The sequence below is a fragment of the Microcystis wesenbergii FACHB-1317 genome, assembly GCF_014696875.1.
Lineage (GTDB): Bacteria > Cyanobacteriota > Cyanobacteriia > Cyanobacteriales > Microcystaceae > Microcystis > Microcystis wesenbergii_A.
This window is the reverse complement of the sequence record NZ_JACJQV010000081.1, coordinates 22,238-48,454: the sequence shown is the minus strand read 5'-3', so window position 1 is coordinate 48,454 and position 26,217 is coordinate 22,238. Positions and strand designations below refer to the sequence as shown.

At 45.9% G+C, this 26,217-nt stretch carries 34 protein-coding genes and 1 tRNA gene; 7 read left to right on the top strand and 28 right to left on the bottom strand.

What is annotated here, in order from left to right; genetic code table 11:
* Positions 1-333: 333 nt before the first annotated feature.
* Positions 334-1,326, top strand: a complete 993-nt coding sequence (locus tag H6F92_RS04395) for a hypothetical protein (protein WP_242030002.1) — start codon at positions 334-336, stop codon at positions 1,324-1,326.
* A 622-nt stretch (positions 1,327-1,948) separates the two neighbouring features.
* Here H6F92_RS04395 and H6F92_RS04390 read toward each other — a convergent pair.
* The 22 genes from H6F92_RS04390 to H6F92_RS04285 form a co-directional block, all read right to left on the bottom strand.
* On the bottom strand, positions 1,949-2,515 hold the full coding sequence (locus H6F92_RS04390) for an adenylate kinase (RefSeq protein WP_002787870.1): 567 nt from the start codon (positions 2,513-2,515) through the stop codon (positions 1,949-1,951).
* Between the two features lie 70 nt (positions 2,516-2,585).
* Positions 2,586-3,905: a preprotein translocase subunit SecY gene (secY, locus tag H6F92_RS04385; RefSeq protein WP_190356917.1), complete on the bottom strand. Its 1,320-nt coding sequence runs from the start codon at positions 3,903-3,905 to the stop codon at positions 2,586-2,588.
* Between the two features lie 249 nt (positions 3,906-4,154).
* Entirely contained in the window at positions 4,155-4,598 is a 444-nt protein-coding gene (gene rplO, locus H6F92_RS04380) for a 50S ribosomal protein L15 (protein ID WP_079206322.1), read from the bottom strand.
* 10 nt (positions 4,599-4,608) lie between these two features.
* Complete coding sequence (gene rpsE / locus H6F92_RS04375) at positions 4,609-5,130, bottom strand: 30S ribosomal protein S5 (RefSeq protein ID WP_002746611.1); 522 nt, start codon at positions 5,128-5,130, stop codon at positions 4,609-4,611.
* Between the two features lie 26 nt (positions 5,131-5,156).
* Positions 5,157-5,519, bottom strand: coding sequence for a 50S ribosomal protein L18 (gene rplR, locus H6F92_RS04370; RefSeq protein WP_002771058.1), 363 nt, complete (start codon positions 5,517-5,519; stop codon positions 5,157-5,159).
* A 3-nt stretch (positions 5,520-5,522) separates the two neighbouring features.
* Positions 5,523-6,092, bottom strand: coding sequence for a 50S ribosomal protein L6 (gene rplF, locus H6F92_RS04365; protein ID WP_002771057.1), 570 nt, complete (start codon positions 6,090-6,092; stop codon positions 5,523-5,525).
* 105 nt (positions 6,093-6,197) lie between these two features.
* Entirely contained in the window at positions 6,198-6,599 is a 402-nt protein-coding gene (gene rpsH / locus H6F92_RS04360) for a 30S ribosomal protein S8 (RefSeq protein ID WP_002734721.1), read from the bottom strand.
* 244 nt (positions 6,600-6,843) lie between these two features.
* Complete coding sequence (gene rplE / locus H6F92_RS04355; RefSeq protein ID WP_002787866.1) at positions 6,844-7,383, bottom strand: 50S ribosomal protein L5; 540 nt, start codon at positions 7,381-7,383, stop codon at positions 6,844-6,846.
* Positions 7,384-7,437: 54 nt separating this feature from the next.
* The gene (gene rplX, locus H6F92_RS04350) at positions 7,438-7,791 is read right to left on the bottom strand and encodes a 50S ribosomal protein L24 (RefSeq protein ID WP_190356916.1); all 354 of its coding nucleotides are present in this window, start codon (positions 7,789-7,791) and stop codon (positions 7,438-7,440) included.
* Positions 7,792-7,830: 39 nt separating this feature from the next.
* Positions 7,831-8,199, bottom strand: a complete 369-nt coding sequence (rplN, locus tag H6F92_RS04345) for a 50S ribosomal protein L14 (RefSeq protein ID WP_002732358.1) — start codon at positions 8,197-8,199, stop codon at positions 7,831-7,833.
* A gap of 20 nt (positions 8,200-8,219) precedes the next feature.
* Positions 8,220-8,462 carry a 30S ribosomal protein S17 gene (gene rpsQ, locus H6F92_RS04340; protein WP_002796423.1) on the bottom strand — a complete coding sequence of 81 codons (243 nt, stop codon included), beginning with the start codon at positions 8,460-8,462 and terminating at the stop codon, positions 8,220-8,222.
* Positions 8,463-8,468: 6 nt separating this feature from the next.
* Positions 8,469-8,687, bottom strand: coding sequence for a 50S ribosomal protein L29 (gene rpmC / locus H6F92_RS04335; RefSeq protein WP_012267966.1), 219 nt, complete (start codon positions 8,685-8,687; stop codon positions 8,469-8,471).
* On the bottom strand, positions 8,687-9,106 hold the full coding sequence (rplP, locus tag H6F92_RS04330) for a 50S ribosomal protein L16 (RefSeq protein ID WP_002734310.1): 420 nt from the start codon (positions 9,104-9,106) through the stop codon (positions 8,687-8,689). Before rplP ends, rpmC begins: the two co-directional genes overlap by 1 nt.
* A gap of 30 nt (positions 9,107-9,136) precedes the next feature.
* Positions 9,137-9,865: a 30S ribosomal protein S3 gene (rpsC, locus tag H6F92_RS04325; RefSeq protein WP_002796425.1), complete on the bottom strand. Its 729-nt coding sequence runs from the start codon at positions 9,863-9,865 to the stop codon at positions 9,137-9,139.
* Between the two features lie 23 nt (positions 9,866-9,888).
* Entirely contained in the window at positions 9,889-10,248 is a 360-nt protein-coding gene (gene rplV, locus H6F92_RS04320; protein WP_147070995.1) for a 50S ribosomal protein L22, read from the bottom strand.
* A gap of 132 nt (positions 10,249-10,380) precedes the next feature.
* Positions 10,381-10,662: a 30S ribosomal protein S19 gene (gene rpsS, locus H6F92_RS04315; RefSeq protein ID WP_002753908.1), complete on the bottom strand. Its 282-nt coding sequence runs from the start codon at positions 10,660-10,662 to the stop codon at positions 10,381-10,383.
* A 225-nt stretch (positions 10,663-10,887) separates the two neighbouring features.
* Positions 10,888-11,721, bottom strand: coding sequence for a 50S ribosomal protein L2 (gene rplB, locus H6F92_RS04310; protein WP_190356915.1), 834 nt, complete (start codon positions 11,719-11,721; stop codon positions 10,888-10,890).
* Positions 11,722-11,754: 33 nt separating this feature from the next.
* A complete protein-coding gene (locus tag H6F92_RS04305; protein ID WP_002771034.1) occupies positions 11,755-12,060 on the bottom strand; it encodes a 50S ribosomal protein L23 in 306 nt (101 codons plus the stop codon).
* Positions 12,050-12,682: a 50S ribosomal protein L4 gene (gene rplD / locus H6F92_RS04300; protein WP_190356914.1), complete on the bottom strand. Its 633-nt coding sequence runs from the start codon at positions 12,680-12,682 to the stop codon at positions 12,050-12,052. The genes H6F92_RS04305 and rplD overlap by 11 nt, the downstream gene beginning before the upstream one ends.
* 20 nt (positions 12,683-12,702) lie before the next feature.
* A complete protein-coding gene (rplC, locus tag H6F92_RS04295) occupies positions 12,703-13,341 on the bottom strand; it encodes a 50S ribosomal protein L3 (protein ID WP_002746597.1) in 639 nt (212 codons plus the stop codon).
* A 607-nt stretch (positions 13,342-13,948) separates the two neighbouring features.
* On the bottom strand, positions 13,949-14,287 hold the full coding sequence (locus H6F92_RS04290; RefSeq protein ID WP_190356913.1) for a P-II family nitrogen regulator: 339 nt from the start codon (positions 14,285-14,287) through the stop codon (positions 13,949-13,951).
* A gap of 325 nt (positions 14,288-14,612) precedes the next feature.
* Positions 14,613-15,098 (bottom strand): DUF4079 domain-containing protein, encoded by a 486-nt coding sequence (locus tag H6F92_RS04285; protein WP_190356912.1) that lies wholly within the window; start codon positions 15,096-15,098, stop codon positions 14,613-14,615.
* A 198-nt stretch (positions 15,099-15,296) separates the two neighbouring features.
* On the opposite strand from H6F92_RS04285, the gene H6F92_RS04280 reads away from it, so the two are divergent.
* Entirely contained in the window at positions 15,297-15,956 is a 660-nt protein-coding gene (locus tag H6F92_RS04280) for a phosphoribosyltransferase (RefSeq protein ID WP_190356911.1), read from the top strand.
* Between the two features lie 239 nt (positions 15,957-16,195).
* On the opposite strand, the gene H6F92_RS04275 is transcribed toward H6F92_RS04280, so the two are convergent.
* Positions 16,196-16,268, bottom strand: a tRNA-Arg gene (locus H6F92_RS04275).
* A gap of 57 nt (positions 16,269-16,325) precedes the next feature.
* On the opposite strand from H6F92_RS04275, the gene surE reads away from it, so the two are divergent.
* Together surE and H6F92_RS04265 are read left to right on the top strand one after the other, a co-directional pair.
* The gene (gene surE, locus H6F92_RS04270; protein ID WP_190356910.1) at positions 16,326-17,138 is read left to right on the top strand and encodes a 5'/3'-nucleotidase SurE; all 813 of its coding nucleotides are present in this window, start codon (positions 16,326-16,328) and stop codon (positions 17,136-17,138) included.
* Between the two features lie 47 nt (positions 17,139-17,185).
* Complete coding sequence (locus tag H6F92_RS04265; protein ID WP_190356909.1) at positions 17,186-17,767, top strand: DUF3727 domain-containing protein; 582 nt, start codon at positions 17,186-17,188, stop codon at positions 17,765-17,767.
* 246 nt (positions 17,768-18,013) lie between these two features.
* On the opposite strand, the gene H6F92_RS04260 is transcribed toward H6F92_RS04265, so the two are convergent.
* Positions 18,014-18,844: a metal ABC transporter permease gene (locus tag H6F92_RS04260; RefSeq protein WP_190356908.1), complete on the bottom strand. Its 831-nt coding sequence runs from the start codon at positions 18,842-18,844 to the stop codon at positions 18,014-18,016.
* A 306-nt stretch (positions 18,845-19,150) separates the two neighbouring features.
* Entirely contained in the window at positions 19,151-19,915 is a 765-nt protein-coding gene (locus H6F92_RS04255; RefSeq protein WP_190356907.1) for a YebC/PmpR family DNA-binding transcriptional regulator, read from the bottom strand.
* A 576-nt stretch (positions 19,916-20,491) separates the two neighbouring features.
* Between H6F92_RS04255 and dprA the strand changes: the two genes are divergently transcribed.
* On the top strand, positions 20,492-21,640 hold the full coding sequence (gene dprA / locus H6F92_RS04250; RefSeq protein ID WP_190356906.1) for a DNA-processing protein DprA: 1,149 nt from the start codon (positions 20,492-20,494) through the stop codon (positions 21,638-21,640).
* On the opposite strand, the gene trxA is transcribed toward dprA, so the two are convergent.
* Positions 21,637-21,969 carry a thioredoxin gene (gene trxA, locus H6F92_RS04245; protein ID WP_190356905.1) on the bottom strand — a complete coding sequence of 111 codons (333 nt, stop codon included), beginning with the start codon at positions 21,967-21,969 and terminating at the stop codon, positions 21,637-21,639. The two genes, dprA and trxA, sit on opposite strands and share 4 nt — an antisense overlap.
* A 377-nt stretch (positions 21,970-22,346) precedes the next feature.
* Here trxA and H6F92_RS04240 point away from each other — a divergent pair, with 377 nt between their 5' ends.
* Entirely contained in the window at positions 22,347-23,552 is a 1,206-nt protein-coding gene (locus H6F92_RS04240) for an acetate kinase (protein ID WP_190356904.1), read from the top strand.
* A gap of 3 nt (positions 23,553-23,555) precedes the next feature.
* Here H6F92_RS04240 and H6F92_RS04235 read toward each other — a convergent pair whose 3' ends face one another.
* Both H6F92_RS04235 and H6F92_RS04230 read right to left on the bottom strand, forming a co-directional pair.
* Positions 23,556-24,107 (bottom strand): anti-sigma factor family protein, encoded by a 552-nt coding sequence (locus tag H6F92_RS04235; RefSeq protein ID WP_190356903.1) that lies wholly within the window; start codon positions 24,105-24,107, stop codon positions 23,556-23,558.
* Between the two features lie 113 nt (positions 24,108-24,220).
* Entirely contained in the window at positions 24,221-24,877 is a 657-nt protein-coding gene (locus H6F92_RS04230; protein ID WP_002750403.1) for a sigma-70 family RNA polymerase sigma factor, read from the bottom strand.
* A gap of 413 nt (positions 24,878-25,290) precedes the next feature.
* Between H6F92_RS04230 and hemJ the strand changes: the two genes are divergently transcribed.
* Entirely contained in the window at positions 25,291-25,878 is a 588-nt protein-coding gene (gene hemJ / locus H6F92_RS04225) for a protoporphyrinogen oxidase HemJ (protein WP_002756136.1), read from the top strand.
* Positions 25,879-26,217: the final 339 nt, after the last annotated feature.

The window sequence follows — 26,217 nt, the reverse complement described above, 5'->3', positions numbered from 1 at the left end:
TTTTATAATTGAGATAGTTTGTGCCGCTTAAATAAAGAGGTTTTGATAACCAAATTAAAGCAGCTCTAAAGAGTTTTGAGTTAAAAGTTAAACTTCAAGTTTTCATTCAGGACAAATGTACTGATTAACTAATTTTCCCCAAAAAATTAGTTAACCCATCATTATAACATATAATTAATTTGCAAGAGTTCTAATCAAAGACCTGCAACTGGACAGGGAAATGCTTCAGTTTTTCAATATTACCGTTATCGCATAGCACCTCAACCTGTAGAAATTGATATTTTCACTTACTTTGAATTGAGACTAAAAAAGATAGTTGCCGCTAAAAAGGAGATGAATTATTTTATTAATAAAAACACCATCAACCGGGCTAAAATTGTTAAAGGAACAGCGACAGACTTAAGTTTTATTGAAAATGAAAGCGTTGATTATATTTATACCGATCCTCCCTACGGAAAGAAAATTACCTACTTAGATTTATCAATAATGTGGAATGCTTGGTTAGATTTAGAAGTGACAGAAAAAGACTATCAATTAGAAGCTATTGAAGGTGGAACAATCCAAAAAAGTAAACAGGAATATAATCAATTAATTGCCCAAAGTATTCGAGAAATGTATCGGGTTTTGAAATTTGAGCGATGGTTATCCTTTGTCTTTGCTCACAAAGATCCTGAGTTTTGGCATTTAATTTTAGATACCGCAGAAAGTTGCGGATTTGAGTATGTGGGAGCAGTGCCACAAAAAAATGGCCAAACTAGCTTTAAAAAGCGGCAAAATCCCTTTACAGTTTTATCAGGACAGTTAATTATTAATTTTCGGAAAGTTCCCACTCCTAAAGCAGTAATGAAAGCTAACTTAGGCATGGATATAACCGAGATTGTCATGCAAACTGTTGAAGGAATTATTGCTAAAAATGATGGGGCAACCCTAGAACAAATTAACGATGAATTGATTATTAAAGGTTTGGAATTAGGGTTTTTAGATTTACTAGCAAAGGAGTATTCAGACTTGACTCCAATTTTGTTAGATAATTTTGATTATGAGGAAAAGACTGAATTATATACCATCAAAAAAGACAGTAAGTTTAAGTCAAAAATCGATGTTAAATTGAGAATTAAATACTATTTGATTAGCTATTTGAGAAGGATGGAAAGAGATAATAAAAGCTCTAGTTTTGATGATATTGTTTTTAATATATTACCTCTGTTAAAAAATGGCACAACTCCCGAAAATCAGACGATTCTAAGCGTCCTCGAAGATATTGCCCAGAGAGTTGGTGATGATAACTGGCGCTTAAAACAAGAAGGACAATTGAGTTTATTTTAAATCCAGTGGCAGCACACTTTGTTCTTTTTGTCAAAAAAACTTTCTCTTTGCAACAAAACTACACAATTAATTGATCAACGGGTTGGCTTAAAAAAGGCTCTTTAACTGCCAGTTGTTGCTGTTGCTGAATAGGTGAGTGTAGATTTAGCAAGGGTTTTCAGGATCAACAGATAGCTAAAACCCTAAAAAGCACAGAACATCCCATCATTTCATACTGCGAAATTATACCATAATCGCTGGAAGTATTGCAAACTCGTAAACAAATGAGAATTTTTTTCAATAAATCCTTAAGAAAAGATAAATATTGCGAAATGTAAATTTTAATATGCTTAACTATTAAAGCTTGTTTGATATAAAAAACTTATAATACTAAATCCGTTGAGTAACGCACAGAAAACGGGTTTCTCCGAGAAACCCGTTTTCTACTCAGGCACTCATGCAAGAGGCAAAAGAGGGAATAAATAATCAGTTTTTAATAACCGGATTTAGTATAAGTAGGGAGGCACAATTATTTGTAGGATGGGTTAGCGGTAGCGTAACATAATCGGGCGTTGGGTTTCATGCTTCAACCCAACCTACTGATCACTGATGACTGATCACTGATGACTGAATGAGGGAAACTTTACCCAGGAGTGACAACTGCTGTTAGAGCGGCAGTAACCGCGTCCATCGGTTGATTACCGTCGATATGGTTAAGAGTCCCTTTTTGACCGTAATAATCTAAAACGGGGGCAGTTTGGTCGATATAAACCTGTAGGCGACGGGCGATCGTTTCTTGAGTATCATCTTGACGACCCCGTTGCATAAGACGCTCAATTAAGACCGTATCTGGTACAGCCAAATTAAGCACAAATGTGTAACTATCGGCCAATTCTTCCAGTAATGCGTCTAAAAAGCTCGCCTGTGCCACCGTGCGGGGAAAACCATCAAGAATCCAACCCTTAGCACTGTCAGGCTGTTTTAAACGTTCCTGAATTAAACCCAATAACAACTCATCGGGGACTAATTCCCCCTTTTCCACATAAGCTTGTGCTTGCTGACCAAGTTCTGTCTTCTCTGTAATTGCTTGACGTAAAATTTCACCAGTAGAAATATGGGGAATCGTCAGAGATTCCGCTAATTTTGCCGCTTGGGTCCCTTTTCCCGATCCGGGCGGTCCCAAAAATATCACACCGATCCGTTTGCTCATGGATTAAATATAGGGTTTTAAGGGTAAAAATAACCAGTAACCGCTAAAAGGTCACTGGCTGACTATCTAACTACTTTTTAATCATGTCCTCATAGCGTTGAGACATGACATAGGTTTGAATTTGTTTCGCCGTATCGATCGCCACCCCCACCAGAATTAACAGGGAAGTTGCCCCCAAACCGCGAAAAGTGGTGACACCGGTGGCGCTTTCTACCAAAGTCGGCACGGTAGCCACCAAACTTAAAAAGAGAGCGCCCAAAACGGTGAGACGATTCAGCACCCCTTCCAGATAATTAGTAGTAGCGGTCCCGGGACGAATCCCCGGAATACTGGTTCCCATTTTTTTCAGGTTTTGGGACATATCCTTGGGATTAACGATCAGGGAAGCGTAGAAGAAACTAAAACCGAGAATTAGTAAGCTATAAAAAGCCACATAACCCCAACTATCGGGACGCAGGGCATTAACCAACTGAACTAAAACCTGACCGACGGGGTTATCCGTAGGTAAAGCTTGCACCAATTGGAAAGGTAAGACCAACACTGCCGAGGCGAAAATAATCGGCATCACGCCCCCTTGATTGAGTCGTAGGGGTAGATAACTGGTTCTTTCCCGATAGAGACGACGACCCACCTGACGACGGGCAGAAACAATCGGAATCCGACGGGTTCCCTCCTGAACAAAAACAATGCCGATAATCATCACCAAGAAAACCAGCAAGAGAATCACCACTTGAGCGATCGCTTGTCGGCCACCCTGTTGAGCAAAAGTAATCGTATCACCGAGGGTTTTCGGTAAAACGGCAACAATGTTGACAAAAATCAGCAAAGATGCTCCATTTCCCAGACCGCGTTCTGTGATCAGTTCCGAAATCCACATCACGAACATAGAACCGGCCACTAAAGCGAGAACCGTAGCGGCGATCGAGGGTAAAGTTCCGGCCACAACGCCGTTAGCCACCAATAAACCGAGAGTAATACCGATACTTTGAATAATTGCCCAACCAAAGGCAACATAACGGGTAATTTGGGCAATTTTTCGCCGTCCTGCCTCTCCTTCATTTTTCTGTAAATCTTCCAAAGAAGGAAGGGCAGCGGTGAGCAGTTGCACGATAATTGAGGCGTTGATATAGGGAAGAATGCCGAGGGCAAAAATCCCCAACGTCGATAATCCTCCCCCGGTGAACAGGTCAAGGATTCCCAAAGCGGCGTTACCTTGAATAATTTCTGCTAATCTTGCCCGATCTAAACCGGGTATCGGTACAAACATCCCAAAACGGAGCAGAATCAGTAAACCCAATGTAATCAACAAGCGACCGCGTAAACCGGCCGCCTGTGCCATTTGCATAAACGTTTCCTGTGCCGTGGGAGCCTTATCACGACTGACGACCATTAACAGTTACCTCTAGTGCAGTTTTTTTATGGGAAAAAGTAATCGAGGGGGAAAACTTTCTCGATTTTTTTAAGATTTCCCCTGTCTTTCTTATGATATAGCAATCCAGTCTTCAGTTATCAGTGATCAGTTATCAGTTATCAGTCATCAGATGTGAGTTTTCAGTTCACTGATTACTGTTTACTGCACACAGCAAAAAACTCGCTGCTGCCCGTTCCCCGCCTGCTTCTTGTAATCTCCTGGGGAAATTTATATCTCTTCCCAAGTACCTTGAGCGGCGGTAATTTTCTCTTTAGCACTATTGCTAAAAGCAGCGGCCTTCACCTTGAGGGGAACGGTAATTTCACCATCACCCAAAACTTTTAAAGGGCCGTCGTTACTGGTGAGAATTTTAGCTTTTAGGAGACTTTCCAGGGTAACTTCCGTATTAGCGGGTAAAGAAGCTAATTTTTTCAGATTAACGATTGTGTATTGACGGGGGTTAACCAAAGGAAAATGCTTTAATTTCGGCACCCGACGATAGAGGGGCATTTGTCCCCCCTCAAAACCAGGGCGAGTCCCTGTCCCAGAGCGAGATTTTTGTCCGCGCATTCCCAGACCGCAACTAGCACCCTGGCCGGCCGAGATACCCCGTCCCACACGACGACGGCGTTTAGTGGACCCCGGTTGGGGGGCGATTTCGTGGAGTTTCATGGTGATTTCTTTATGTGTACAAATGTTCTACGGATACGCCTCGATCCTTGGCCACTTCCGAGAAAGTGCGGAGAGTTTCCAGGGCGTTAACAGCGGCTCTAGCGTTATTGAGCGGGTTATCGCTACCGAGTTGTTTAGCGAGGATATTTTTCACCCCAGCTAATTCCAAAACGGTACGGACAGCACCCCCGGCAATAACCCCAGTCCCCGGAGCAGCTGGACGCATAATCACTTGAGCGCCCCCGGAAGCGCCCCGGGTGAGGTGAGTGATAGAACTAGCCTTAGTTAAGGAGACTTCAATTAGTTGTTTTTTGCCATCGGCCACACCTTTACGGACGGCCCCGATAACGTCTCCTGCTTTGCCGACTCCCACTCCCACCTGGCCGTTTTCATTACCGACCACGACGATAGCCCGGAAGCTGAGTTTTTTACCACCCTTAACCACTTTACTAACCCGGCGGATCTGGATGACCCGCTCTTGCCAAGTGGTTTCTTTTTCTTTTTCGCGGTTGCCTTTGCGACGTTTTGCCATAGTTTTATCAGTGTTGAAAGGATATTTTAGAAGTTTAAGCCGGCTGACCGAGCCGCTTCTGCTAAGGCTTTGACGCGACCGTGATAGAGATTGCCACCGCGATCAAAAACCACTTGTTCGATGCCTCTTTCTAGGGCCCGTTGGGCCACCAGTTTACCCACGGCAGCCGAGGCTTCTTGGGTAGCGGTGGACTCTAATTCCCCGCGCAAGGTGGCCTCTAGGGTAGAAGCGGCCGCGAGGGTATGTTGGGCCACGTCGTCGATAATTTGGGCGTAGATGTGGTTATTAGAACGAAATACGGATAAACGGGGCCGTTCAGCAGTGCCACTAAGTTTGCGACGCACACGCTGGTGACGACGACGGACTGATTCTTTGCGACTAAGTTTCATGGTTTATTTTTTACCTCCTTTACCGCCTTTAGCACCTTTACCGCCAGCTTTACCAACTTTGCGACGGACGACTTCACCAAGATAGCGAATCCCTTTGCCTTTATAAGGTTCGGGGGGACGAACTTCGCGGATTTTAGCGGCAATGTTACCGACCGCTTCTTTGTCGATGCCACTGACGATAACTTGGGTGTTGTTTTCTACGGCGACGGAAACACCATCGGGCATCTCCATTTCCACGGGTTTACTGTAACCAACATTAAGAACTAATTTACTACCCTGCGCCTGGGCGCGGTAGCCCACCCCTTGGATATCGAGGCGTTTTTGAAAGCCAGTAGCGACTCCTTCCACCATGTTGGCTACTAGAGTTCTACAGAGTCCGTGGCGTTCTCTGGCGGTACGGGAATCGTCTTGACGGGTAACGAGGATGGTTTCGCCATCTTTATTGATGGTGACGGCGGTGGGTAGGGTTCTCTGGAGAGTTCCTTTGGGTCCTTTCACCGTCACGGTAGCACCATCGATATCGACGGTGACTTTATTGGGAATAGGAATCGGGCGTTTGCCAATACGAGACATAACAGTTATCAGTTATCAGTGGGTCAGATATCCCGGAAGAGTTATCAGTGGGTCAGCTATCAGGTTTAAACTTGGACAGGCTGACGGCTGATAGCTTATCCTTGTTTACCAGATGTAGCAAAGGACTTCGCCGCCAACGTTTTGTTTACGCGCTTCGCGATCGGTCATAATGCCTTTAGAGGTGGAAACAATGGCGATGCCAATGCCACCGAGGACGCGCGGTAAGTCTTTACTGTTGGAATAAACTCGCAGGCCCGGTTTACTGACTCTGGTGAGGGTAGTAATGATCGGTTGACGGTTTTTGCCTTTATATTTGAGGGAAAGCACTAATTGAGATTTAATCCCCTCACCCACTTCCTCAAAGTCAGCAATAAAGCCTTCGTCCTTGAGAACTTGAGCAATACTGCGCGTCATCCGCGTGGTGGGAATTTGAGTAGTGGTCTGCCGAACCGCGCAAGCGTTACGGATGCGGGTCAGCATATCCGAGATGGTATCGTTAGCAGACATGAATTACCTGTTTTTCTCCTAAATTGGGATCAACATCAGTGGTCAGTTATCAGTTATCAGTTATCAGTTATCAGTTATCAGTAGGTCAGTTATCAGATTTGAGTATTAAGTGAGTAGTATTAAATAGCAGGTTCCTGCTGTCTTTTCACTCAATCACTGTTGACTGTTCACTCTTGACTGTTTACTGTTTGCTGTTCACTGTTCACTTATTTACTGGTCACTGTTTACTTTTCTCTTGATTGATTTATCTAAAGGGCATTCCCATCTCTTTGAGGAGGGCGCGTCCTTCTTCGTCGTTTTTAGCGGTGGTGATGATTGAGATGTCCATCCCACGAATTTGATCGATTTTGTCGTATTCAATTTCGGGGAAGATCAACTGTTCACGAATGCCTAAACTGTAGTTACCACGACCATCAAAACTGTTACCGCTGATACCGCGAAAGTCGCGAATGCGTGGTAGGGCCAGATTAATTAGACGGTCTAAAAAAGCGTACATTCGATCGCCGCGCAATGTCACCATCACACCCACGGGCATTCCTTCGCGAATTTTGAAGCCAGCGATCGCTTTTTTAGCTCTAGTCACTACCGGTTGTTGTCCGGTGATGGTGGACAGTTCCGCCTTGGAAGACTCCAAAGCTTTGGCATTTTGTGAAGCTTCCCCAAGACCGCGGTTAACAGTAATTTTGATAACTTTAGGTACTTGGTGGATATTGGTATAACCAAATTGTTCTTTCAGTTTCGGAACAATGGTTTCTTGATAGGTGGTTTTTAGTTTTTGGCTCATAGTTTTTCTGCTTACTTTTCCTGGGCTTGGTCAGGAACTAGAATTGATGGGAAACTAATCAATAATTTCGCCAGTTTTCTTCAGTATCCGCACTTTCCGACCCTCTTCGGTAAAGGTATAACCCACCCGACTGGCGATTTTTTTCTTCTCGGAATAAAGCATCACTTTGGAACTGTGAATCGGTGCTTCGTAGGTAACAATTTGACCCGATTCCCCTTCCTGTTGGGGTTTAGTATGTTTGGTGCGGATATTAACTCCCTTGACCACCACGGTACTTTCTTGGGGTAGGGAGCGTAAAATTTCGCCCACTTTGCCCTTATCGGAACCAGCGATTACTTGCACAACATCCCCTTTTTTAACGTGCATTTTTTGCCTTTGGGGTGAGGTTTGACTGTTTTTATTACTCATTTTTTTGACCTCCGATTGCCTTGATAATTTTGACTTTGATCAGAGAACTTCTGGGGCTAAGGAAACAATTTTGGTGTAGTTTTTATCGCGCAATTCCCGGGCAACTGGACCAAAAACCCTAGTACCTTTGGGATTACCGTCATTATTAATAATCACGGCGGCGTTATCATCAAAACGGATGCTCATGCCACTATCGCGACGGACGGTTTGACGGGTCCGCACAATCACCGCAGTGACCACATCGGATTTTTTCACGGGCATATTGGGGATAGCGTCCTTAACCACGGCGATAATTTTGTCACCGATGCCACCGTAGGTACAGTTACCTGTTCCCAGCACCCGCAGACACATTAGTTTCCGCGCCCCGCTATTGTCAGCGACATTTAAGTAGGTTTGTTGTTGAATCACGGTTTTTACCTAGGTGAAATTTAATTATCGGTTAATATTTCCGCCACTTCCCAACGTTTGGTTTTACTGAGGGGGCGGGTTTCACGAATACGAACTCGATCGCCTTGTTTGGCTTGATTTTCTGCGTCGTGAGCTTTAAATTTCTGGGTTTTCACGACGATTTTGCCGTATTTAGGGTGAGGAGAGCGGTTTTCAATGGCTACCACTACGGTTTTATCCATTTTATCGCTGACTACTACCCCAACTCTTTCTTTAACTGCCATAGTGGGTTATGCCTCCGGGGTGGACTGGGCTAGTTGGCGCTCCCGTTCTACGGTCAATAATTGGCCAAGACGGTGGCGGGTGTGTTTGAATTCGTGGGTTTTTTCCAAGCGGCGGGTGGCCTGTTGCAAACGCAATTCAAACAGTTTCTTTTTGGCAGCGAGGATAGCAGCGGCGATTTCCTCATCGCTCATCTTCCTCACTTCGGCGATTTTCGGTAGAGCCATTAGACAAAATCCTCCTCGCGAGTGATAAATTTGGTCTTAATTGGTAATTTTTGAGCCGCTAGGCGCATTGCTTCCCGGGCTACCGGTTCGGCTACCCCAGCAATCTCAAACATAATGAACCCCGGTTTAACCACGGCCACCCAGAATTCGGGGGAACCTTTCCCGGAACCCATCCGAGTTTCTGCAGCCCGTTGGGTCACGGGTTTATCGGGAAAAACGCGGATCCAGATTTTGCCACCCCGACGGATATAACGAGTCATTGCCCGTCTGGCCGCTTCGATTTGACGGGAAGTAATCCAACAGGGTTCGGTGGCTTGCAGGGCGAAATCGCCGAAATTAATCGTATTTCCGCCGGTGGCCAGCCCGCGCATCCGTCCGCGCTGTTGTTTGCGGAATTTTGTTCTTTTGGGACTTAACATGAGCTATTTACCACTGATAAATATTAGGGATCAGCCTTCGCTAGAGCGATCTTCAAACTGTTGACGGCGACGCTGTTGACGGCGCGGTGCTTGAGCGGGAACGGCGGCGGCAATTTCTTCTTGGCCGGGGATAATTTCGCCCTTAAAGATCCAAACTTTCACGCCTAGAATCCCGTAGATGGTGCTGGCGGTTTTATAGGAGTAATCAATATCGGCGCGCAGGGTATGCAGGGGAACTCGTCCTTCCCGCACCCATTCGGTGCGAGCGATTTCCGCCCCGTTGAGACGACCGCTAACTTGAATTTTGATCCCTTTGACTTCGGCCCTCTGCGCCCGTTGGATGGCTTGCCGGACAACACGACGGAAGGAAACCCGTCTTTCTAGTTGTTGGGCGATGTATTCGGCGATCAGGTTGGCATCGGCATCAACGCGAGCCACCTCAATGACGTTAATGCGAATTTGACGCTGGCCACCGAGGGCTTTTTGTAAACCTAGGCGCAGCTGTTCGATTCCCGTGCCACCACGACCGACGACGACCCCGGGTCGGGCGGTGTGGATGGAGATATCTACTTGATCGGCCTTACGTTCGATGCGAATATCGGCGATACCAGCATTAGCAAGGTTTTTTTCGACGTACTGACGAATGCGGCGATCTTCTTGCAGTAGTTCGGGGTAACGTTTTGCGTCGGCATACCAGCAAGATTTATGATCTTTGATAACGCCGAGACGAAAACCGAGGGGATGGATTTTTTGTCCCATTGTGTTTTTTTTAGTTAAGGTGATTAGTCTTCGTTGCTAGGAGCGACGGCGACGGTGATATGACAGGTGGGTTTGCGAATTTGGTAGGCGCGCCCTTGAGCCCGGGGTCGAAAACGTTTTAGGGTCGGTCCGCCATCGGCAAAGGCTTGGCTAACTACCAAAGTGGCGGGATCGAGTCCTTCGTTATGTTCGGCGTTGGCAACGGCGGAACGCAGGACTTTGAGGATGGGATCACAGGCCCGGTAGGGCATGAATTCGAGAATAATTAGGGCTTCCCGATAGGAGCGACCGCGGATCTGATCGAGTACCCGTCTGACTTTCAGGGGTGACATCCGAATATAGCGGGCGATCGCTTTGACTTCGTTAGAGGTATCGATGGTCATTTCAGTTATCAGTTATCAGTTATCAGTTATCAGTCATCAGTTATCAGTCATCAGTGATCAGTTATCGGTTATCAGTCTTGGTGGTTTATGATCACGACTATCTAGCTGACGACTGAGGGAGTAGCGGCTGATTTATTTCCGTCCTGCTTTTTTGTCGCTCTTGGCGTGGCCACGGAAGGTGCGGGTGGGAGCGAATTCACCGAGTTTATGACCGACCATCTGCTCGGAAACGTAGACGGGAACGTGCTGTTTGCCGTTGTGAACGGCGATCGTGTGACCGACCATATCGGGAATGATTGTCGAGGCACGGGACCAAGTTTTAATCACTTGTTTACTGCCCTGTGCGTTGAGTTTTTCGATTTTTTCCATCAGGTGGCCGGCGACAAATGGCCCCTTTTTCAGTGAACGACCCATAATTTTCAGTCAAAAGTAAAGTAATAATTTCGGCTCTTCGGTTTGTGTTATGCAATGGACGGGGGTTATAAGGGATGGAACCCTTATATAGAAAGGCATTTAGCGATTTTTGTCAATTGTTTTTGCTCTAGAGCGAACTAATCAATTAAGTCTCTTGCCAGATAAGGATTTACTCGATTTATGCCCCCCTATCGAACCATACCAAGTAACGAAGAGCCATAATTTCTAACCCTGGTTACGACGGCGCACGACGAGATCGCTACTGCGTTTTTTCTTGTTGCGAGTTTTGCGGCCGAGGGCGGGTTTACCCCAGGGAGTCATCGGGCCGGAACGTCCGATCGGAGCGCGACCCTCTCCACCTCCATGCGGGTGATCCACTGGGTTCATGACGCTACCCCGAACATGGGGGCGTTGACCGCGGTGACGGGTACGACCGGCTTTACCGAGACTGATGTTTCTCGCTTCGGCGTTACCGACTTTTCCGATGGTGGCGTAGCATTCACGCCGGATCATGCGTACTTCTTTGGAGGGGAGGCGGATGGTAACGTAATCGCCTTCTTTCGCCACCACTTGGGCGAAACCACCGGCAGCCCGCACCATTTGACCACCGCGACCGGGAACGAGTTCGATGTTATGAACTTCTGTCCCTAGGGGGATGCGACTTAAGGGTAGGGCATTACCCACCTCGAAGGGAGCGTTTTCTCCGGCGATGACGGTATCACCAACGCCTAAACCGGCGGGGGCGATGATGTAGCGTTTTTCCCCGTCTTTGTAGAAAAGCAGGGCAATGCGGGCATTACGGTTAGGATCGTACTCGATCGCCGCTACTGTGGCGGGAATATCCCGTTTATCGCGACGAAAATCGATAATCCGGTAAAGGCGCTTATGGCCGCCGCCCCGGTGACGACTGGTAACGACACCGCGATTATTACGCCCTTGTTTGCTGTGTTTGCGATGAGTTAGGGACTTTTCCGGTTCGGTTTTGGTGATCTCCTTAAAGTCGGAGATGGCCGCCTGCCTTGTCCCGGGGGTTAAAGGTCTAAAAGAACGAATACCCATAGTTTAGTTTTCCGTTATCGGGTTTCTTGGTGGTTATACGTCGGGATAGAGGGCGATCGAGTCGCCAGCTGCTAGGGTCACGATCGCGCGTTTGTATTGGGGTTTGTAACCGAGGAAACGGCCGACGCGTTTTTTCTGACGAGAGGGGCGGCTGGTGTTCACTTTCGTTACTTTTACGTCAAACAACAATTCGATCGCCGCTTGAATTTCCGGCTTAGTCGCTTTCAATGCGACATCGAAGACGTATTTATTTTGTTCTAGGAGCAGGGTGGCTTTCTCGGTGACGATCGGCTTTAGGATCAGATCGGCGAGTTGTCTGGCTTCAGTTTTAAGCACCATAGACCTCCTCAATTTTAGCTAGGGCTGCGGCGGTGGCGATAACTCGATCGGCTAGGATGACATCATAGACGTTGAGACTATCGGCGCGAATAATTTTGAGATTGCAGATATTACGTCCCGATAAATAGACATTTTCGGGAATTTCCGTCAAAATCAGCAGAATTTTTTCCTCTGGACTGGCTCCCCAGCGACCTAAAGCAGCGGTGAGTTCTTTGGTTTTGGGTTGGGAGAACTGTTCGGCGAAGCTTTCCACCACGATAAAGTTATCGGCCTGGCTGATCAAAGCGGTTCTCAGGGCTAATCTTTTCTCTTTGCGATTGACCTTAACCTCAAAATCTCTCGGTTTTGGTCCGAAGATGACACCGCCACCACGCCAGAGGGGAGAACGGATCGAACCGGCTCTGGCCCGACCGGTGCCTTTTTGCCGCCAGGGTTTGCGACCACCGCCGCGCACTTCCGAGCGGGTTTTGGTGGAGGCGTTACCTTGACGGGCCGCCGCTAGATGGCTGACGACGACACGGTGAATTAGGTGTTTGGCGGTTTCGGGTTTAGCGGTTTTCAGTTCCAGGGTGCCTGTTCCCGCTTCTTCCCCTTGCCAATTTTTGACTGTGTAGTTAACCATGGCTTTAATCTTTCCTTGCCCTATTTACCAAATTTCTTGGCGGGGGTGATGTTTAACAGGGTTCCTGGTTTGCCCGGGACGGCTCCTTTGATCAGGATTAGGTTGCGTTCGCTATCGATTTTGACTACGGACAGTTTGCGGATGGTCACTTGGGTTGATCCGTATTGTCCGGCCATTCTCTTACCCGGGAAAACGCGGCCGGGGGTGGTACCGGCACCGGTGGAACCGGGGAGACGGTGGTTTTTGGAACCGTGGGTCATGTTACCGCGTTTGAAGTTATGGCGTTTTTGATAGCCAGAGAAACCTCGTCCGATGGTGGTTCCAGCCACATCGACTAAATCGCCTTCTTGGAAGATAGCGGCGGTAATTTCTTGGCCTAAAGTGTAGGCGGATGCGTCCTCGAGGCGGTATTCGATTAAATGCCGCAGGGGGGAGACACCGGCTTTGGCTAAATGGCCGAGTAGCGGTTTGTTGAGGGCTTTTTCTTTGACGGTTTTGTATCCCACTTGAATGGATTCATAACCGTCGGTTTTTTTCGTTTTGACTTGGGTGACGGGACAGGGACCGGCTTGAACGACGGTGACGGGAATGGCGACTCCCGTTTTGTTGTCGAAGATTTGGGTCATGCCCAGTTTTGTACCGAGGATACCGATAGACACGGATTGTTCTCTTTATCTTTACTAGACGACAATCAAAAATAACGTGGCCGTGGCTATAGGAGCGAGAAAAATCTTTCCCGCTTTATCAGCCTGCCCAACTTGAATGACTTTTTTCGAGTTATTTAAGCTGGCATCCCGTTAAATTCGTAAGTAGGACTAGACAGGGTTGCTGGTTCTGCCTAGATTGTTGCTGGTCTTTGTTTCTTGGGGACTTAAAGGGTTGATCTTCAGTATCCCGGCGAAGACCGATTGACCTATGCGGTTCTGATCGGCAGTGCCTTGGACACCACCTAACACCGATTTTGGCCACGATCAAACATTATATAATATTTGTGACCTTTTAGGCAAGAGGTTTTTTTAGTCACTGGAAATGATAATATCTGATCTGGTCGAATTATTTGTACCAGTCAGCGGTCTTGAGTGGTGATGGGGGCAGACCGAGCCGAGAGATTCAATTATAGTAGTTATCTTAATGGTGAGGTACAAATTTTTCGTTTTAGGGAATTGGTCGTCGCTCGTCGATACCAAATTAGGTTACAATTCTTGATGGGAAACACTGTCAATGGGGGGGGATGACAGCATTGTACTATCATCCCTTGTCTGGAGGTTAAATCGCTTCCAGGTCTTTTTCTCCGGTACGGATGCGGACGATCTGTCCCACGGGGGAGATGAAGATTTTACCGTCTCCGATTTCACCAGTACGCGCCGCAGAAATCAGCTTATCGACGACCATATCGACTTGATTATCTTCGACGACTATCTCGATCTTGAGTTTTTGGAGAAATTCGACGGTGTACTCGGAACCGCGATAACGTTCCGGTTGACCTTTCTGACGACCGAAACCTCTAACTTCAGATACGGTCATGCCGACAATGCCCGCGTTAACTAGGGCGATTTTCACCTCTTCCAGTTTAAAGGGTCGGATAATCGCTTCTACTTTCTTCAAAATATCTATCTCCTCGTTGCGTGACGATACCTTCTTGGTGAATTACCTGTTAATTCTAAACGCAGAATCCCGACAATAGCACTTAAAGTCATAATTTCTTCAATTATTGCCCTTGGCCACAGTCTGCTGCGGTGAAAAATTCCAGGTGGGAATTAGCCCACCCGAAGCCTTAACGAAGGCAGGGGGCAGGAGGCAGGCTTCGGCCGTGATCTCAGCCGAACCGCCGAACGGAGGCCGTTTTTGTAACGGGGATTTATGCCCCGATCCAAAAACTTTTCGCCTTAAGGCGAGGTTTTCGACCCGATTTTTTCGATAAATAAACCAACTAGAGAGATAATCCTAACTGAAGACCGAAAACACCGTGAACTAGCAGTAAAATCAGGGCAATACTGCCGATATAGGCGTGAATAGTCCGGAAGAGTTCTTTTTTCTCGCCAGCGAAGCCTGTGAGGGACAATAATCCATTGAAAGCTAATAAACCGATCGCGATCGAGCCTGTCCAGAAATGGCTGCTTTCGAGGATGGGATGTTTCTGCATGACTAGGGATAAAATACCGCCGGTGTAACCGAGAACGATAAATAAAAACAGCCAAGGGGCGAGTTTGCGGTGATCAGCCCGATTTTTGGCCACTACTTCCCCATCTTGGCTTAAACGGCTTTGCCAACCGGCATAGGCAGTATAACTACCCATAACTAAAACCACAATCCCCATCATGACTGGATGTCCCCAATGAACGATCGGTTCGGGAGTTCCGAGACTGCGAAAGGCAGCGGCGATCGGCTCTAGCGCATCACTTAAACTTTGATTCATGTTTGTTACCTAACTTGACAAAACCCTCTCGCCTAAGATTTTAGCCGATCTCTGGCCTAGAAAAACTGCGGTTAGTCGAAAAAATGTCAAGCCTTCGCTAAATTTCTTAACATTTCCGCTAGAGATGAGCGGAGAAATATAGAATAAAGGCAGGGGAAAGCAAGGATCCCCACGGGGATTAGATCCCAGGAGGGCATTATGACTTATCTGCTCAAAGATCGGCGATCAGCAGGGAGACTATTAGCTAGTTACTTGACAGAATATACCAATAGTGCTGGGGTGCTAGTTTTGGCTTTGCCCCGGGGGGGGGTTCCGATCGCCTTTGAAATTGCCCAAAGGTTACATTTACCCCTAGATCTGTGTTTGGTGCGAAAATTAGGTGTGCCAGAGCGAAAAGAGTTAGCTTTTGGGGCGATCGGTCAGAATGGGGTGCGGGTAATCAATGAAAGTATCGTTGAGGACTTGCACCTATCGGAAGCGATGATGGAACGGGTAGCAAAGGAAGAAATGATCGAATTAGAGCGACGCGATCGCTTGTATCGAGGTGAGCGACCCTTTCCCAGCCTAACGGGAAAAACGATTATTCTAGTAGATGATGGTATCGCTACGGGAGCAACGATTAAAGCGGCGATTCTGACCCTTAAAGCTGGAAATCCCGCTGCTATTATTATTGCTGTTCCTATTGCCCCACTGGAAGTCTGTGAGCAATTAGAAAAATTAGTCGATCAAGTAATTTGCCTACATAAACCCTACGAATTGAGATCGATTTCTCTTTGGTACCAAGATTTTTCCCAAACCAGCGATGAGGAAGTGCAAACACTTTTAGCCACCGTCGATAGTTCTTTAATTCAAGTTTAGAGAGCGTTCGTAAATTAATCTCAAGAAGGTGGACATAATCGAAAATCAGTAATCAGTAATCAGTAGATATACATTGCAGTTATAACTATTTATTAGTACACAAGACAAAAGCAAGCTGTGATTGGGTTATAAATTTTGGCGATGTCTCTGTTTACTGATCACAGCAAAAAGCTGACGGCTTAGATGTGTAATTAATTTTGCTTAAGTACTTAACTGATCACTGATGACTGATCACTGAACGAGTACGGAGGGAGTCGAACCCCCGACACCCAGGACCGGAACCTGGTGCTCTATCCTCTGAGCTACGTACCCACGATAAAATACTATTACATTATACCACTAGCCGGCGCAGTAGAGCAGAAATTTCCTATGACTAGCGATCGCTCTTTAAAACTACTTATCAGTAACGATGACGGCATTTCCGCGCTAGGAGTCCGCATCCTTGCCAACACCCTCGCTACTGCGGGTCATCAAGTGACCGTAGTTTGTCCCGACGGCGAGCGCTCTGCTACTGGTCATGGCTTAACCTTACACCATCCCATCCGGGCCGAACAGGTGGAAGGAATTTTTCACCCCGATGTGATTGCCTGGTCCTGCTCGGGAACTCCGGCCGATTCGGTGAAATTTGCCCTTAGTGCCGTCCTCAAAGAGCGTCCCGATTTAGTTTTAGCTGGCATTAACCACGGGTCTAATCTCGGCACCGATATCCTCTATTCTGGCACGGTTTCTGCGGCCATGGAGGGATTAATCGAAGGTATTCCCAGTATTGCTGTTAGTCTCGCTAGTTTTAAAGCCTGCGATTTCCAGCCGGCCGCCGATTTTGCCCTCACTTTAGTCAGGAAAGTTGCCCTTAATCCTTTTCCTATTCCCACTTTACTCAATGTTAACGTCCCTCCGGTTAGTAGTGCCGAAATCAAGGGAGTGAAAATCACTAGGCAGGGATTGCGACGCTACGAGGAAACCTTCGAGAAAAGACTGGATCCTAGGGGTAAAAGTTATTACTGGTTAATTGGGGAAGTGGTGGAAGATATCGAACAACCGGACTACAGCCATTTACCCCCGCAAGTGCCTACGGATGTGCGCGCTATTGGCGAGAATTTTATCACCATCACGCCCCTACAATACAATTTAACTGATGTGCAGGGTTTTCAACATTTGCACTGGAATTCTTGGTTTGATTGAGGATCAACTCATGATATTCTGATTCAATCATTAGCGTTTGAGAGCCTATGTCCCCTCAATTTAATTTTCAAGAAAACGAACTCGAAGAAGCGGATGTCATAACCCTCTGGGATGAGCAAGGTCGATCGCTAGACTGTTATATTGAGAATGCCTATGAAACCGATGACCTTACCTATATGCTTCTTGTCCCCGTGGATACACCGGTGATGATACTAGCTTGGGATGAGGAATCGGAGGAAGAAGAATCTGATGCCTTCTTAATCGAAGATAGCGAGGAAATCGAGCGGATTTTCGCCGATGCTAAGGCAGTTTTAGCAGAATTAGACCTATTGCTCAAATCCACTGCCCACACCTTGACTGTTAGTGGTGAATTGCCTCCCCTAGAAGAAGATAATGTTCTCAGTTTAGAAATAGATAGCGATGAACCCTCCTCGTCATCAGAGCCGGAAGAATTGCAATTTCTCGCCAGCTTCTTTTCCGAAGACCAAAAATACTCGATTTACAGTCCCCTTGCCCCTTTGTTATTCTTAGCCGCCGGTGATGCGGAAGGGAAAGTTGAATTAGTTTCCCCCGATGATGACGGCATGAGACCGATTCTAGAGGAACTTTTGTTTGATGAACTCGATTAATTACATGATTTTACCAAATCCGCCGACCAAAATTATTGATAAATCTAGTCACAGTATATCTTTCGGGATTTCATCATCATTGCGATTAAAACGGATTTGGTATTTTTTCTTTAAATTACGGCGTTTCTCATAAAGATGAAGTATAACCTAATTTGGTATTAACGACCGGCTCCTGTCTCCCCAAAATCAAAACCTCATACCTCACTATTAAGATAACTGCTATATCACCACAACCACGGGAGAGCCTTAAAGATTAGCTATTTTTCTGGTGATAGTGAGGATGAAAGGTTGGCAAGCAAGACTGATTAAATAGCCCAATCCGGCCACTAAAATAATTGTCGCCCCTGAGGTGAGATTTAAACTATAGGATAACCATAAACCAACTAAAGTAAAGACAATTCCTAAAATAATCGCTAGGATCATCATTCCCTTCATATTTTTAACAAATTGTCCACTGATAGCGGCGGGAATAGTTAATAAAGCAATCACCATAATTAATCCTACCACCTGCATTACTGCCACAATAGTTAAAGCGGTTATTCCCATTAACCCCAAATAAATTATCTCCACCGGAATATTACGAATAATCGCAAAGGTTTCATCAAAAGATATGGCTAACAACTCTTTATAAAAGATACTAACTAAGGTTATAATTAATATATCTATGGCCGCCATTATCCATAGATCATCCCTCGGTACAGTTAAAATACTACCAAAAAGATAACTCATTAAATCAGCTTTATAACCGGGGGTTAAATCAATAAAAATTACCCCAATCGCCATACCAATCGCCCACATCACCCCGATTAAAGTATCGGCTCTCTCCCGGATGCGACGCTGTAAAAAGCCCATACCTAAAGCCGAAAAAAAGGTAAAAAATATCGCCCCCACCAGGGGATTAATCCCAAAAAAATAACCGATTCCTATCCCTCCATAGGCAGCGTGAGCGATTCCCCCACTGATAAAAACCACGCGATTAACTACTACCAAAGTACCCACAATCCCACAGGCAATACTAACTAATATTCCTGCGGTGATCGCATGGCGCATAAAATCAAATTGTAAAGCCTCTAGCATAGGTTGTTTTCAGTAATCAGTAATCAGTTATCAGTTATCAGTAATCAGTAATCAGTTATCAGTTATCAGTAATAAAGACAGTACTGTTAATGTTATTTAATAAGGACTCAGACAGAATTAATTACATATATTTTTCCTTTGCCTCGGCAAAAATAAGGATTAAATGGCATAAAATCTGTCAAGAGACCATTTAATTAATTATTATTCATTCTTAATTCTCCTGACTCCTGACGACCAGCTACTGACTCCTAACCCCACCAACAAACTTTTTGCCGCAAACCCTAATCACTGCCTAGTAATTTAGGATCATACATCCACTGGCATCAATTCCTCGACTAAATCAAAATTAGCCGTTACCGATTGCACATCATCGAGGGATTCTAGGGTGTCGATTAACTTGAATAAAAGACGGGCCTGCTCTCGATCGCTCACTTCTAGGTTATTAGTGGGAATCCAGCGTAATTCTGCTTCTTTGAGCTTAAATCCCGCTTCTTGCAGAACCTTATTCAATCTCTCCAGGTTAGACACCTCAGTAAACACCTCTGCCCCTTGACCTTCCTCCTGACTCTCAAAAAACTCGTAGGATTGGGCTTCTCCCTCTAGGGAAGCTTCTAAAAGCTTATCCTCATCAATAGTTCCCTCAAGGCGAATTACCCCCTTATGGTCAAACATCCAGCCCACACAGCCCGTTTCGCCTAAATTACCGCCATTTTTGCTAAAAGCCGCCCGCAGAGCTGCTGCCGTGCGATTGCGATTATCGGTCAGTGCTTCGATCAGGATCGCCACCCCTCCGGGACCATAACCCTCGTAGCGAATTTCTTCAAAAGCCGAGTCATTTTCAAAAGTTCCCGCCCCTTTAGCGATCGCTCTTTCGATATTTTCATGAGGAATACCGGCTGCTTTCGCTTTTTCGATCGCCGTGCGTAGCTGAAAATTGCCCGCCGGCTCGGCAACCCCGTTACGGGTAGCCACGATAATCGCCCGGGATAACTGGGTGAAAGTTTTGCCTTTTTTTGCGTCAACGCGGGCTTTTTGTCGTTTAATATTTGCCCATTTACTATGACCAGCCATATCTATAACAGTTATCTTAATGGTGAGGTACGCTGTATCATCGAAAATACTGGGTTTAAAACCCCGTCCTTTTAGGACGGCTTGAGATTGAGAATGTTTCGCTAATCAGTGAACTGAAAACTCACATCTGATCGATGATAACTGATCAATGATACGATTAGTCTGTGCTTCACCTTGACGAGAAAGATTGTCATCGATGGCGACAAATTCTCTTCGAGATGATGGTTCTTCGGCAGGTAGTATGCTAGGGACTCTTTGCTTATCCTGAAAACCTTACGCGTCAAGTCCAGTATTTGTGATTGCATAACAAGTACCGAAGAACCGAGATGATTTAGATAAAGGATAAGCATCTTGTGGCCGCCGATATTAATGGGAGTGCGAATATTTCAGTTAAAAGTAAGCACAGACTCAGTTTTGAGGGAGTGTCTAGCGGGTTTTTGGCTACCCCTTTCAGGATTTACATCTCTTAAGAATCCCCGTCCGTTTTAAGTGTCAAAATTAAAATAAATAGGGTCATCTGGCCGAATTCGGTTAAAACCGACTTGAATTATTACTTGGTCTAAGGAGCTTTTCAAATTGACAGACGAGCGCGTTTATTGGTTAGCATGGTCAAGTATTGCTGGAGTCGGGGCAATTTCCCTAAAGCGACTCTATCAGCATTTTGGCAGTGTCGCTGTGGCCTGGAATGCCACCGATTCTGCGATCGCAGAAGTGGCGGGATTCGGCAAAAAGTCAATGGTAGCGGTACGGGAGGGGCGATCGCAAATTGACCCAGAAGCTCTTTTCGCCGAACATATCCAGAAAAACCCCCTTTTTTGGACTCCTAGCGACCCAGAATATCCCCGCTTTCTCTGGGAAATTCCCAGTCCTCCCCCCTTACTTTACTATCAAGGAAAGGTCAATTTAGAGGAAAATCAGGGAAATATCCCCACCGTCGCCATTGTGGGTACTCGTAACCCCACGGATCACGGCCGGCGCTGGGCGCGGCGCTTAAGTACCCTTTTGGCCCAACAGGGATTTACTATTGTTTCTGGTATGGCCGAAGGAATTGATGGCGAGGCACACCAAAGCTGTTTAAAAGCGGGGGGAAGGACGATTGCCGTCTTGGGAACGGGGGTCGATGTGGTTTATCCTAGTCGTCATCGGCAGCTACACGCGGACATCCAAAAGCAGGGTTTAGTCATTAGTGAACATCCTGCGGCAACTCAACCGAATAAAGCCCATTTTCCCAGTCGTAATCGCATTATCGCCGGTTTAAGTCGCGCGACGATTGTTATCGAGGCCCCCGAAAGATCAGGCTCCCTGATTACGGCCAGTTATGCTAACGAATTCGGCGGCGATATCTATGCTTTACCCAATTCTCCCGATATTGCTGCCGCTAGGGGTTGTTTACAGCTGATTCATCAGGGAGCAGAAATTATCGTTTCTGAGGAGAAATTACTACAAATGTTGGGGGCAATTCCCACCACGAACCAATCCGCACCGGTTAATCTCTCCCCTTCACTCCCCCCAGAGACATCCCCGGTCGTTAATGCTGCTCCTCCAGTCAATCTAGAACCTAGACTAGCACAAGTGTATCAGTTATTTGACAGAGATGCCCTGTTGTTTGACATTATTGTTGAAAAAATGCAAATCCCCACCTCAGAAGTGGCGGGGATCTTATTGGAATTAGAATTAATGGGTTTAGTGACTCAGTTACCCGGTATGCGTTACCAGAAAACCTAGTTAACTCCCAGGAGTTTATTTAGGGTATTAGCTAAAGTGGTTTTCGGTACAGCCCCGACCACCATATCAACTTTTTGACCTCCTTTGAAGATCATCAGAGTGGGAATACTGCGAATCCCATACTGACTAGCGATAATGGGGTTTTCGTCGGTGTTGAGTTTCACCACCTTGACTTGCCCTTCGAACTGTGCGGCAATTTCTCCCACAACGGGAGCCACCATTCGACAGGGGCCGCACCAAGGAGCCCAGAAATCCACTAGGACAAGGTCGGCACTATCTAAAACTTCATCTTTAAAGGTGGCATCTGTAACGGCAGTAACCTCTGACATACTTAAGAAATCCTCTAGTAATCACGGTTATCTAGAATACGCAAAAATTCCGTTCTAGAGATTCGTGGTGCGATGTTGACATTCCACTGGTGAAAAGGACGAGAACTAGCTCTAAATCCACTATAGAGGCCTTAACTTGCATCAGAGGTAGCTTCTTGGATTAATTTCACAAGGGGTATTCTTCTATTTTATAACCCTAGAGGCTCTATTTTGACTTTTTTTTGATAAAGTTTTGTAATATTGCCCGAGTCAGGGATGGGTGATCACAGCCGGATAAAATTTTCTTGAAGAAAAACCCGAAAAGTCAGCGATTTTATCTAGACTTAACCTGAGTTTGATTATGATCGCCATAGGCCACCTCCTAATTGAGCTTTTCTATGAAAATTCTGGTCTTAAATGCGGGATCGAGCAGTCAAAAAAGTTGTTTATACGATTTAGATATTCTCCCCTCCCATCCTCCCCAACCAATTTGGGCAGCGGGGATCGATTGGACAGTTAACCCTGATTACGCGGTTTTAACGGTAAAAGCTCAGGGAATTAAACAGGAAATTAATCTTTCTAGTCAGGATCGTCCGGCAGGAATTGCTCGGATGTTAGATACCTTAGTCACTGGCGAAACTAAGGTAGTAGCCAACCTCGCAGACATTAGTATAGTCGGTCATCGAGTTGTCCATGGTGGCACGGAATATTCCCAGGCAACTATGATCACTCCCCAAGTCAAAGAAACGATTAAAAAGCTGATTCCCCTGGCTCCTAGTCATAATCCCGCTCATTTAGAAGGAATTGAAGCGATCGAGCAAGTTTTCGGCGATGTTCCTCAAGTAGCAGTGTTTGACACCGCTTTTCATCGTTCTATCCCTCCCGAATCTTCTCTTTATCCCATTCCCTACCAATGGAGTGAACTGGGAATCCGTCGCTATGGTTTTCATGGCACCAGTCATCAGTACTGCTCCCAACGAGCCGCCGAATTGTTAGGAAAACCCCTGGAATCCTTGAAAATGGTGATCTGTCATCTGGGCAATGGTGCTTCCCTATCGGCAGTCAAGGGGGGTAAAAGTATCGATACTACTATGGGATTTACTCCCCTAGAGGGATTGATGATGGGAACCCGCAGCGGTTCGATCGATCCAGGGATTCTGATTTATCTAGAGCGAGAATATCAATATAATCCCGATAGTTTAAATAGTTTACTCAATAAAGAATCGGGTTTAAAGGGAATTTCGGGTATTTCTGGGGATATGCGGGCAATTACGACGGCGATGGCCGAAGGCAACGAGAGGGCAAAATTAGCATTTGAGATGTATATTCATCGCCTGAAAAGTTTAATCGGATCGATGATCGCTTCTCTAGAGGGGTTAGATGTCTTGGTATTTACGGCAGGAATCGGCGAAAATTCAGCTTTAGTACGGGAAAAAGCCAGTCAAGGCTGGTCTTTTTTGGGTTTAGAGTTAGATTTGGCTAAAAATGCCGCTCGTCCCCGGGATGAGGATATCGCCAGCGACACATCTAAAGTGCGAGTGATGGTAATTGCTACGGCGGAAGATTGGGCGATCGCACGAGAATGCTGGCATTTATCTCCATAGACCTTACCTTTGGCCATTCTCTTTTGGCTGTTCCGCTGCGGGAATCTCCATAATCGGATGGTTGAGAGCAATCATCAAATGGTCTCCCTCTTGGCTAATACTGCTCGGACTGCTCGCTATTTGGGAGAGGGGATCATTGCGTCCCGAGACGAAGTAGGAGCCAACAGCGATCGCCATAGCGGTGAAAATCGCGCCACCATAAACATAGTATTGCCGACGACGCTGACCATCGACTTTTCTGAACACCTGTTCTGCTAATCGGTCGCTGGCCATAGTAGCCGGTACGGGAATTTGCTTTAAATTAGTTTGTAATCCCAAGAGCTGCCGATAGAGTTTTTTAGCAGCAGCATCATGGTCTAACCAATGCTGAACTAGCTTCCTTTCCTCTACCGTTACTTCGTTATCAATATAGGCGCTAATTAAATCGAAACGATCAGCTTCTTCGTTATCCTCATCTAAGAACAAAATATCCTCGGTTGCGGAGTCGGAATCGCTGTCATCGTGACGTAACAAAGACTTGATCCATTGAACGTCTTCGGGTTGATAATTATTCATGGTTGACCTCGACCGGAAGCGATCGGTATGCAATCACTTTTCACCAGCACGGAGCTAGTTAAATTTAACGACTCCTCACTTCGGCCGTTAGTGCCGAATCACCACAATATTCTTTAGCCTTCGGTAAAATAGGGCTGTAAAACGGATTGTAATTTAGCGCGAGCGCGAGCAATGCGAGATTTAACAGTTCCTAAAGAAACTCCCGTGATCTCGGCAATTTCTTCGTAGGCCATACCTTCAATTTCCCGGAGAATAATAGTTGTCCGAAAAGCTTCTGGTAAATCAGCGATCGCCGCCTGTAATTGATCGTAGAATTCGTGGGTGGTGAGATGTTCATCGGGACTGGGGTAATCGGACTCGATATCCCAATCGATTTCGCCATCTTCCACGCGCCGGGGAGCATCGAGGGAAATGGGGTGATTAACCCGCTTGCGTTTCCGCAATTCGTCGTAAAAAAGATTAGTAGCAATGCGACTTAACCAACCGCGGAACTTGAGGGGTTCATGGAGACGGTTAATATTGCGATAGACGCGAATCCAAACCTCTTGAGCCAAATCGGCGCGATCTTGCCAATCGGGAGCCAAATGATAGAGTAATTTATCAACATGAGCCTGATAGCGCCGCAGCAGTTCCGCAAAAGCTGCTCGATCTGGCTGACACCCTTCCTGACAGCGTGCAATTAGATCGTAGTTGGAGAGTTTGTCAGGGGACACGGGGTTTTGAGACTTTTTGGCCTCAAGTGACCAAGATGCTGGAATCGATTGACTCATGGGATTTCCTCAAGGGTATAAGCTCCTCACTCAGAGCTTGAGGACGGGAGAAGTCAGCAAAGGTTCCCGAAAATAAATAATTTTTTTCCCATATTTTTATTCTAACCGATCGAAGCGATCGGATCGGGTTCCCATAGCTGAGTCGATCGCCAAACTCTCCAGATCAAACCCCTTCCGTTGGATTTCTTGTTTTCTTCTGGTTCGTCTGACTCTAGTTGCTGATTTATCGAAGGGTTTGTCGATTCACCTTCCTCTTAGTTAGTTGTAAAATGCCTGTAACTCTAGTCTCTCCTCAACCCTCAACCCCTATCTTCCGTCTAAACTTTTGTATAGGGGTAGTCTGGGAAAGTATGGACAACTCTTAAACTAAGTAATTCGGGACTCAGATCACAATTCAGATCACAATATAGACTATGGCTTACTATTGGTTTAAAGCATTTCACCTGATTGGGGTAGTTGTTTGGTTTGCGGGACTATTTTATTTAGTACGTTTGTTTGTCTATCATGCGGAGGCAGCAACAGAAACGGAACCTGCACAAGCTATTCTGAAAGCACAATACGAGATCATGGAGAAGCGACTCTACAATATCATTACCACACCGGGGATGATTGTCACCGTGGCCATGGCGATCGGTTTAATCTCCACAGAACCAGAAATTTTAAAATCGGGATGGTTACATATTAAATTATCCTTTGTTGCTCTGTTATTGCTCTATCATTTCTACTGTGGTCGCATCATGAAAAAGCTAGAAAAAGGGGAATGTAATTGGACGGGACAACAATTCCGGGCGTTAAATGAAGCACCAACCCTGTTATTAGTAGTTATTGTCCTTTTGGCCGTATTTAAGAATCAATTACCCCTCGATTTGACCACTTGGTTAATTGTAGCTTTAGTGGTATTAATGGCGGTGACAATCCAACTTTATGCTAAAAAACGTCGCCAAGATCAGGAAAAACTTCGGCAAAATACTCCCCAAAAAGAGGAAGTAGCGACCAGGTAAATTATCTCAATCATTGCCTAGGTTTCTAGGATAACAGTTAAGAGTGGTTTGACAGCTATGGGATGGTCTTTTTAGTCCATCCCCATTGTAGAGGGATTAACCTTTAGCTTTTAAGTTTTTGGCTTTTTGCTATTTTTGATCTTATACCAAAAATATTTGTAATAGTGTGATGAACTACCAAGCTATAGATTGTTTATCCCACTTCCCACTTCCCACTTCCCACAATCCTATACCTTTTAAACAAGATTTAGTATTATAAACCTCTTGCGAACAGGAAACGCTATAAATAAAAACAATCTCCTGAATCCCGACTACTAACCCTAACAACAATTTTTTATT

Coding starts and splice junctions, on each gene's coding strand:
- H6F92_RS04395 (WP_242030002.1), top strand. CDS start 334: ATGAATTATTTTATTAATAAAAACACCATCAACCGGGCTAAAATTGTT.
- H6F92_RS04390 (WP_002787870.1), bottom strand. CDS start 2,515: ATGAGCAAACGGATCGGTGTGATATTTTTGGGACCGCCCGGATCGGGA.
- secY (WP_190356917.1), bottom strand. CDS start 3,905: ATGGTCGTCAGTCGTGATAAGGCTCCCACGGCACAGGAAACGTTTATG.
- rplO (WP_079206322.1), bottom strand. CDS start 4,598: ATGAAACTCCACGAAATCGCCCCCCAACCGGGGTCCACTAAACGCCGT.
- rpsE (WP_002746611.1), bottom strand. CDS start 5,130: ATGGCAAAACGTCGCAAAGGCAACCGCGAAAAAGAAAAAGAAACCACT.
- rplR (WP_002771058.1), bottom strand. CDS start 5,519: ATGAAACTTAGTCGCAAAGAATCAGTCCGTCGTCGTCACCAGCGTGTG.
- rplF (WP_002771057.1), bottom strand. CDS start 6,092: ATGTCTCGTATTGGCAAACGCCCGATTCCTATTCCCAATAAAGTCACC.
- rpsH (WP_002734721.1), bottom strand. CDS start 6,599: ATGTCTGCTAACGATACCATCTCGGATATGCTGACCCGCATCCGTAAC.
- rplE (WP_002787866.1), bottom strand. CDS start 7,383: ATGAGCCAAAAACTAAAAACCACCTATCAAGAAACCATTGTTCCGAAA.
- rplX (WP_190356916.1), bottom strand. CDS start 7,791: ATGAGTAATAAAAACAGTCAAACCTCACCCCAAAGGCAAAAAATGCAC.
- rpsQ (WP_002796423.1), bottom strand. CDS start 8,462: ATGGCAGTTAAAGAAAGAGTTGGGGTAGTAGTCAGCGATAAAATGGAT.
- rpmC (WP_012267966.1), bottom strand. CDS start 8,687: ATGGCTCTACCGAAAATCGCCGAAGTGAGGAAGATGAGCGATGAGGAA.
- rplP (WP_002734310.1), bottom strand. CDS start 9,106: ATGTTAAGTCCCAAAAGAACAAAATTCCGCAAACAACAGCGCGGACGG.
- rpsC (WP_002796425.1), bottom strand. CDS start 9,865: ATGGGACAAAAAATCCATCCCCTCGGTTTTCGTCTCGGCGTTATCAAA.
- rplV (WP_147070995.1), bottom strand. CDS start 10,248: ATGACCATCGATACCTCTAACGAAGTCAAAGCGATCGCCCGCTATATT.
- rpsS (WP_002753908.1), bottom strand. CDS start 10,662: ATGGGTCGTTCACTGAAAAAGGGGCCATTTGTCGCCGGCCACCTGATG.
- rplB (WP_190356915.1), bottom strand. CDS start 11,721: ATGGGTATTCGTTCTTTTAGACCTTTAACCCCCGGGACAAGGCAGGCG.
- H6F92_RS04305 (WP_002771034.1), bottom strand. CDS start 12,060: ATGGTGCTTAAAACTGAAGCCAGACAACTCGCCGATCTGATCCTAAAG.
- rplD (WP_190356914.1), bottom strand. CDS start 12,682: ATGGTTAACTACACAGTCAAAAATTGGCAAGGGGAAGAAGCGGGAACA.
- H6F92_RS04285 (WP_190356912.1), bottom strand. CDS start 15,098: ATGAATCAAAGTTTAAGTGATGCGCTAGAGCCGATCGCCGCTGCCTTT.
- H6F92_RS04280 (WP_190356911.1), top strand. CDS start 15,297: ATGACTTATCTGCTCAAAGATCGGCGATCAGCAGGGAGACTATTAGCT.
- surE (WP_190356910.1), top strand. CDS start 16,326: ATGACTAGCGATCGCTCTTTAAAACTACTTATCAGTAACGATGACGGC.
- H6F92_RS04265 (WP_190356909.1), top strand. CDS start 17,186: ATGTCCCCTCAATTTAATTTTCAAGAAAACGAACTCGAAGAAGCGGAT.
- H6F92_RS04260 (WP_190356908.1), bottom strand. CDS start 18,844: ATGCTAGAGGCTTTACAATTTGATTTTATGCGCCATGCGATCACCGCA.
- H6F92_RS04255 (WP_190356907.1), bottom strand. CDS start 19,915: ATGGCTGGTCATAGTAAATGGGCAAATATTAAACGACAAAAAGCCCGC.
- trxA (WP_190356905.1), bottom strand. CDS start 21,969: ATGTCAGAGGTTACTGCCGTTACAGATGCCACCTTTAAAGATGAAGTT.
- H6F92_RS04240 (WP_190356904.1), top strand. CDS start 22,347: ATGAAAATTCTGGTCTTAAATGCGGGATCGAGCAGTCAAAAAAGTTGT.
- H6F92_RS04235 (WP_190356903.1), bottom strand. CDS start 24,107: ATGAATAATTATCAACCCGAAGACGTTCAATGGATCAAGTCTTTGTTA.
- H6F92_RS04230 (WP_002750403.1), bottom strand. CDS start 24,877: ATGAGTCAATCGATTCCAGCATCTTGGTCACTTGAGGCCAAAAAGTCT.
- hemJ (WP_002756136.1), top strand. CDS start 25,291: ATGGCTTACTATTGGTTTAAAGCATTTCACCTGATTGGGGTAGTTGTT.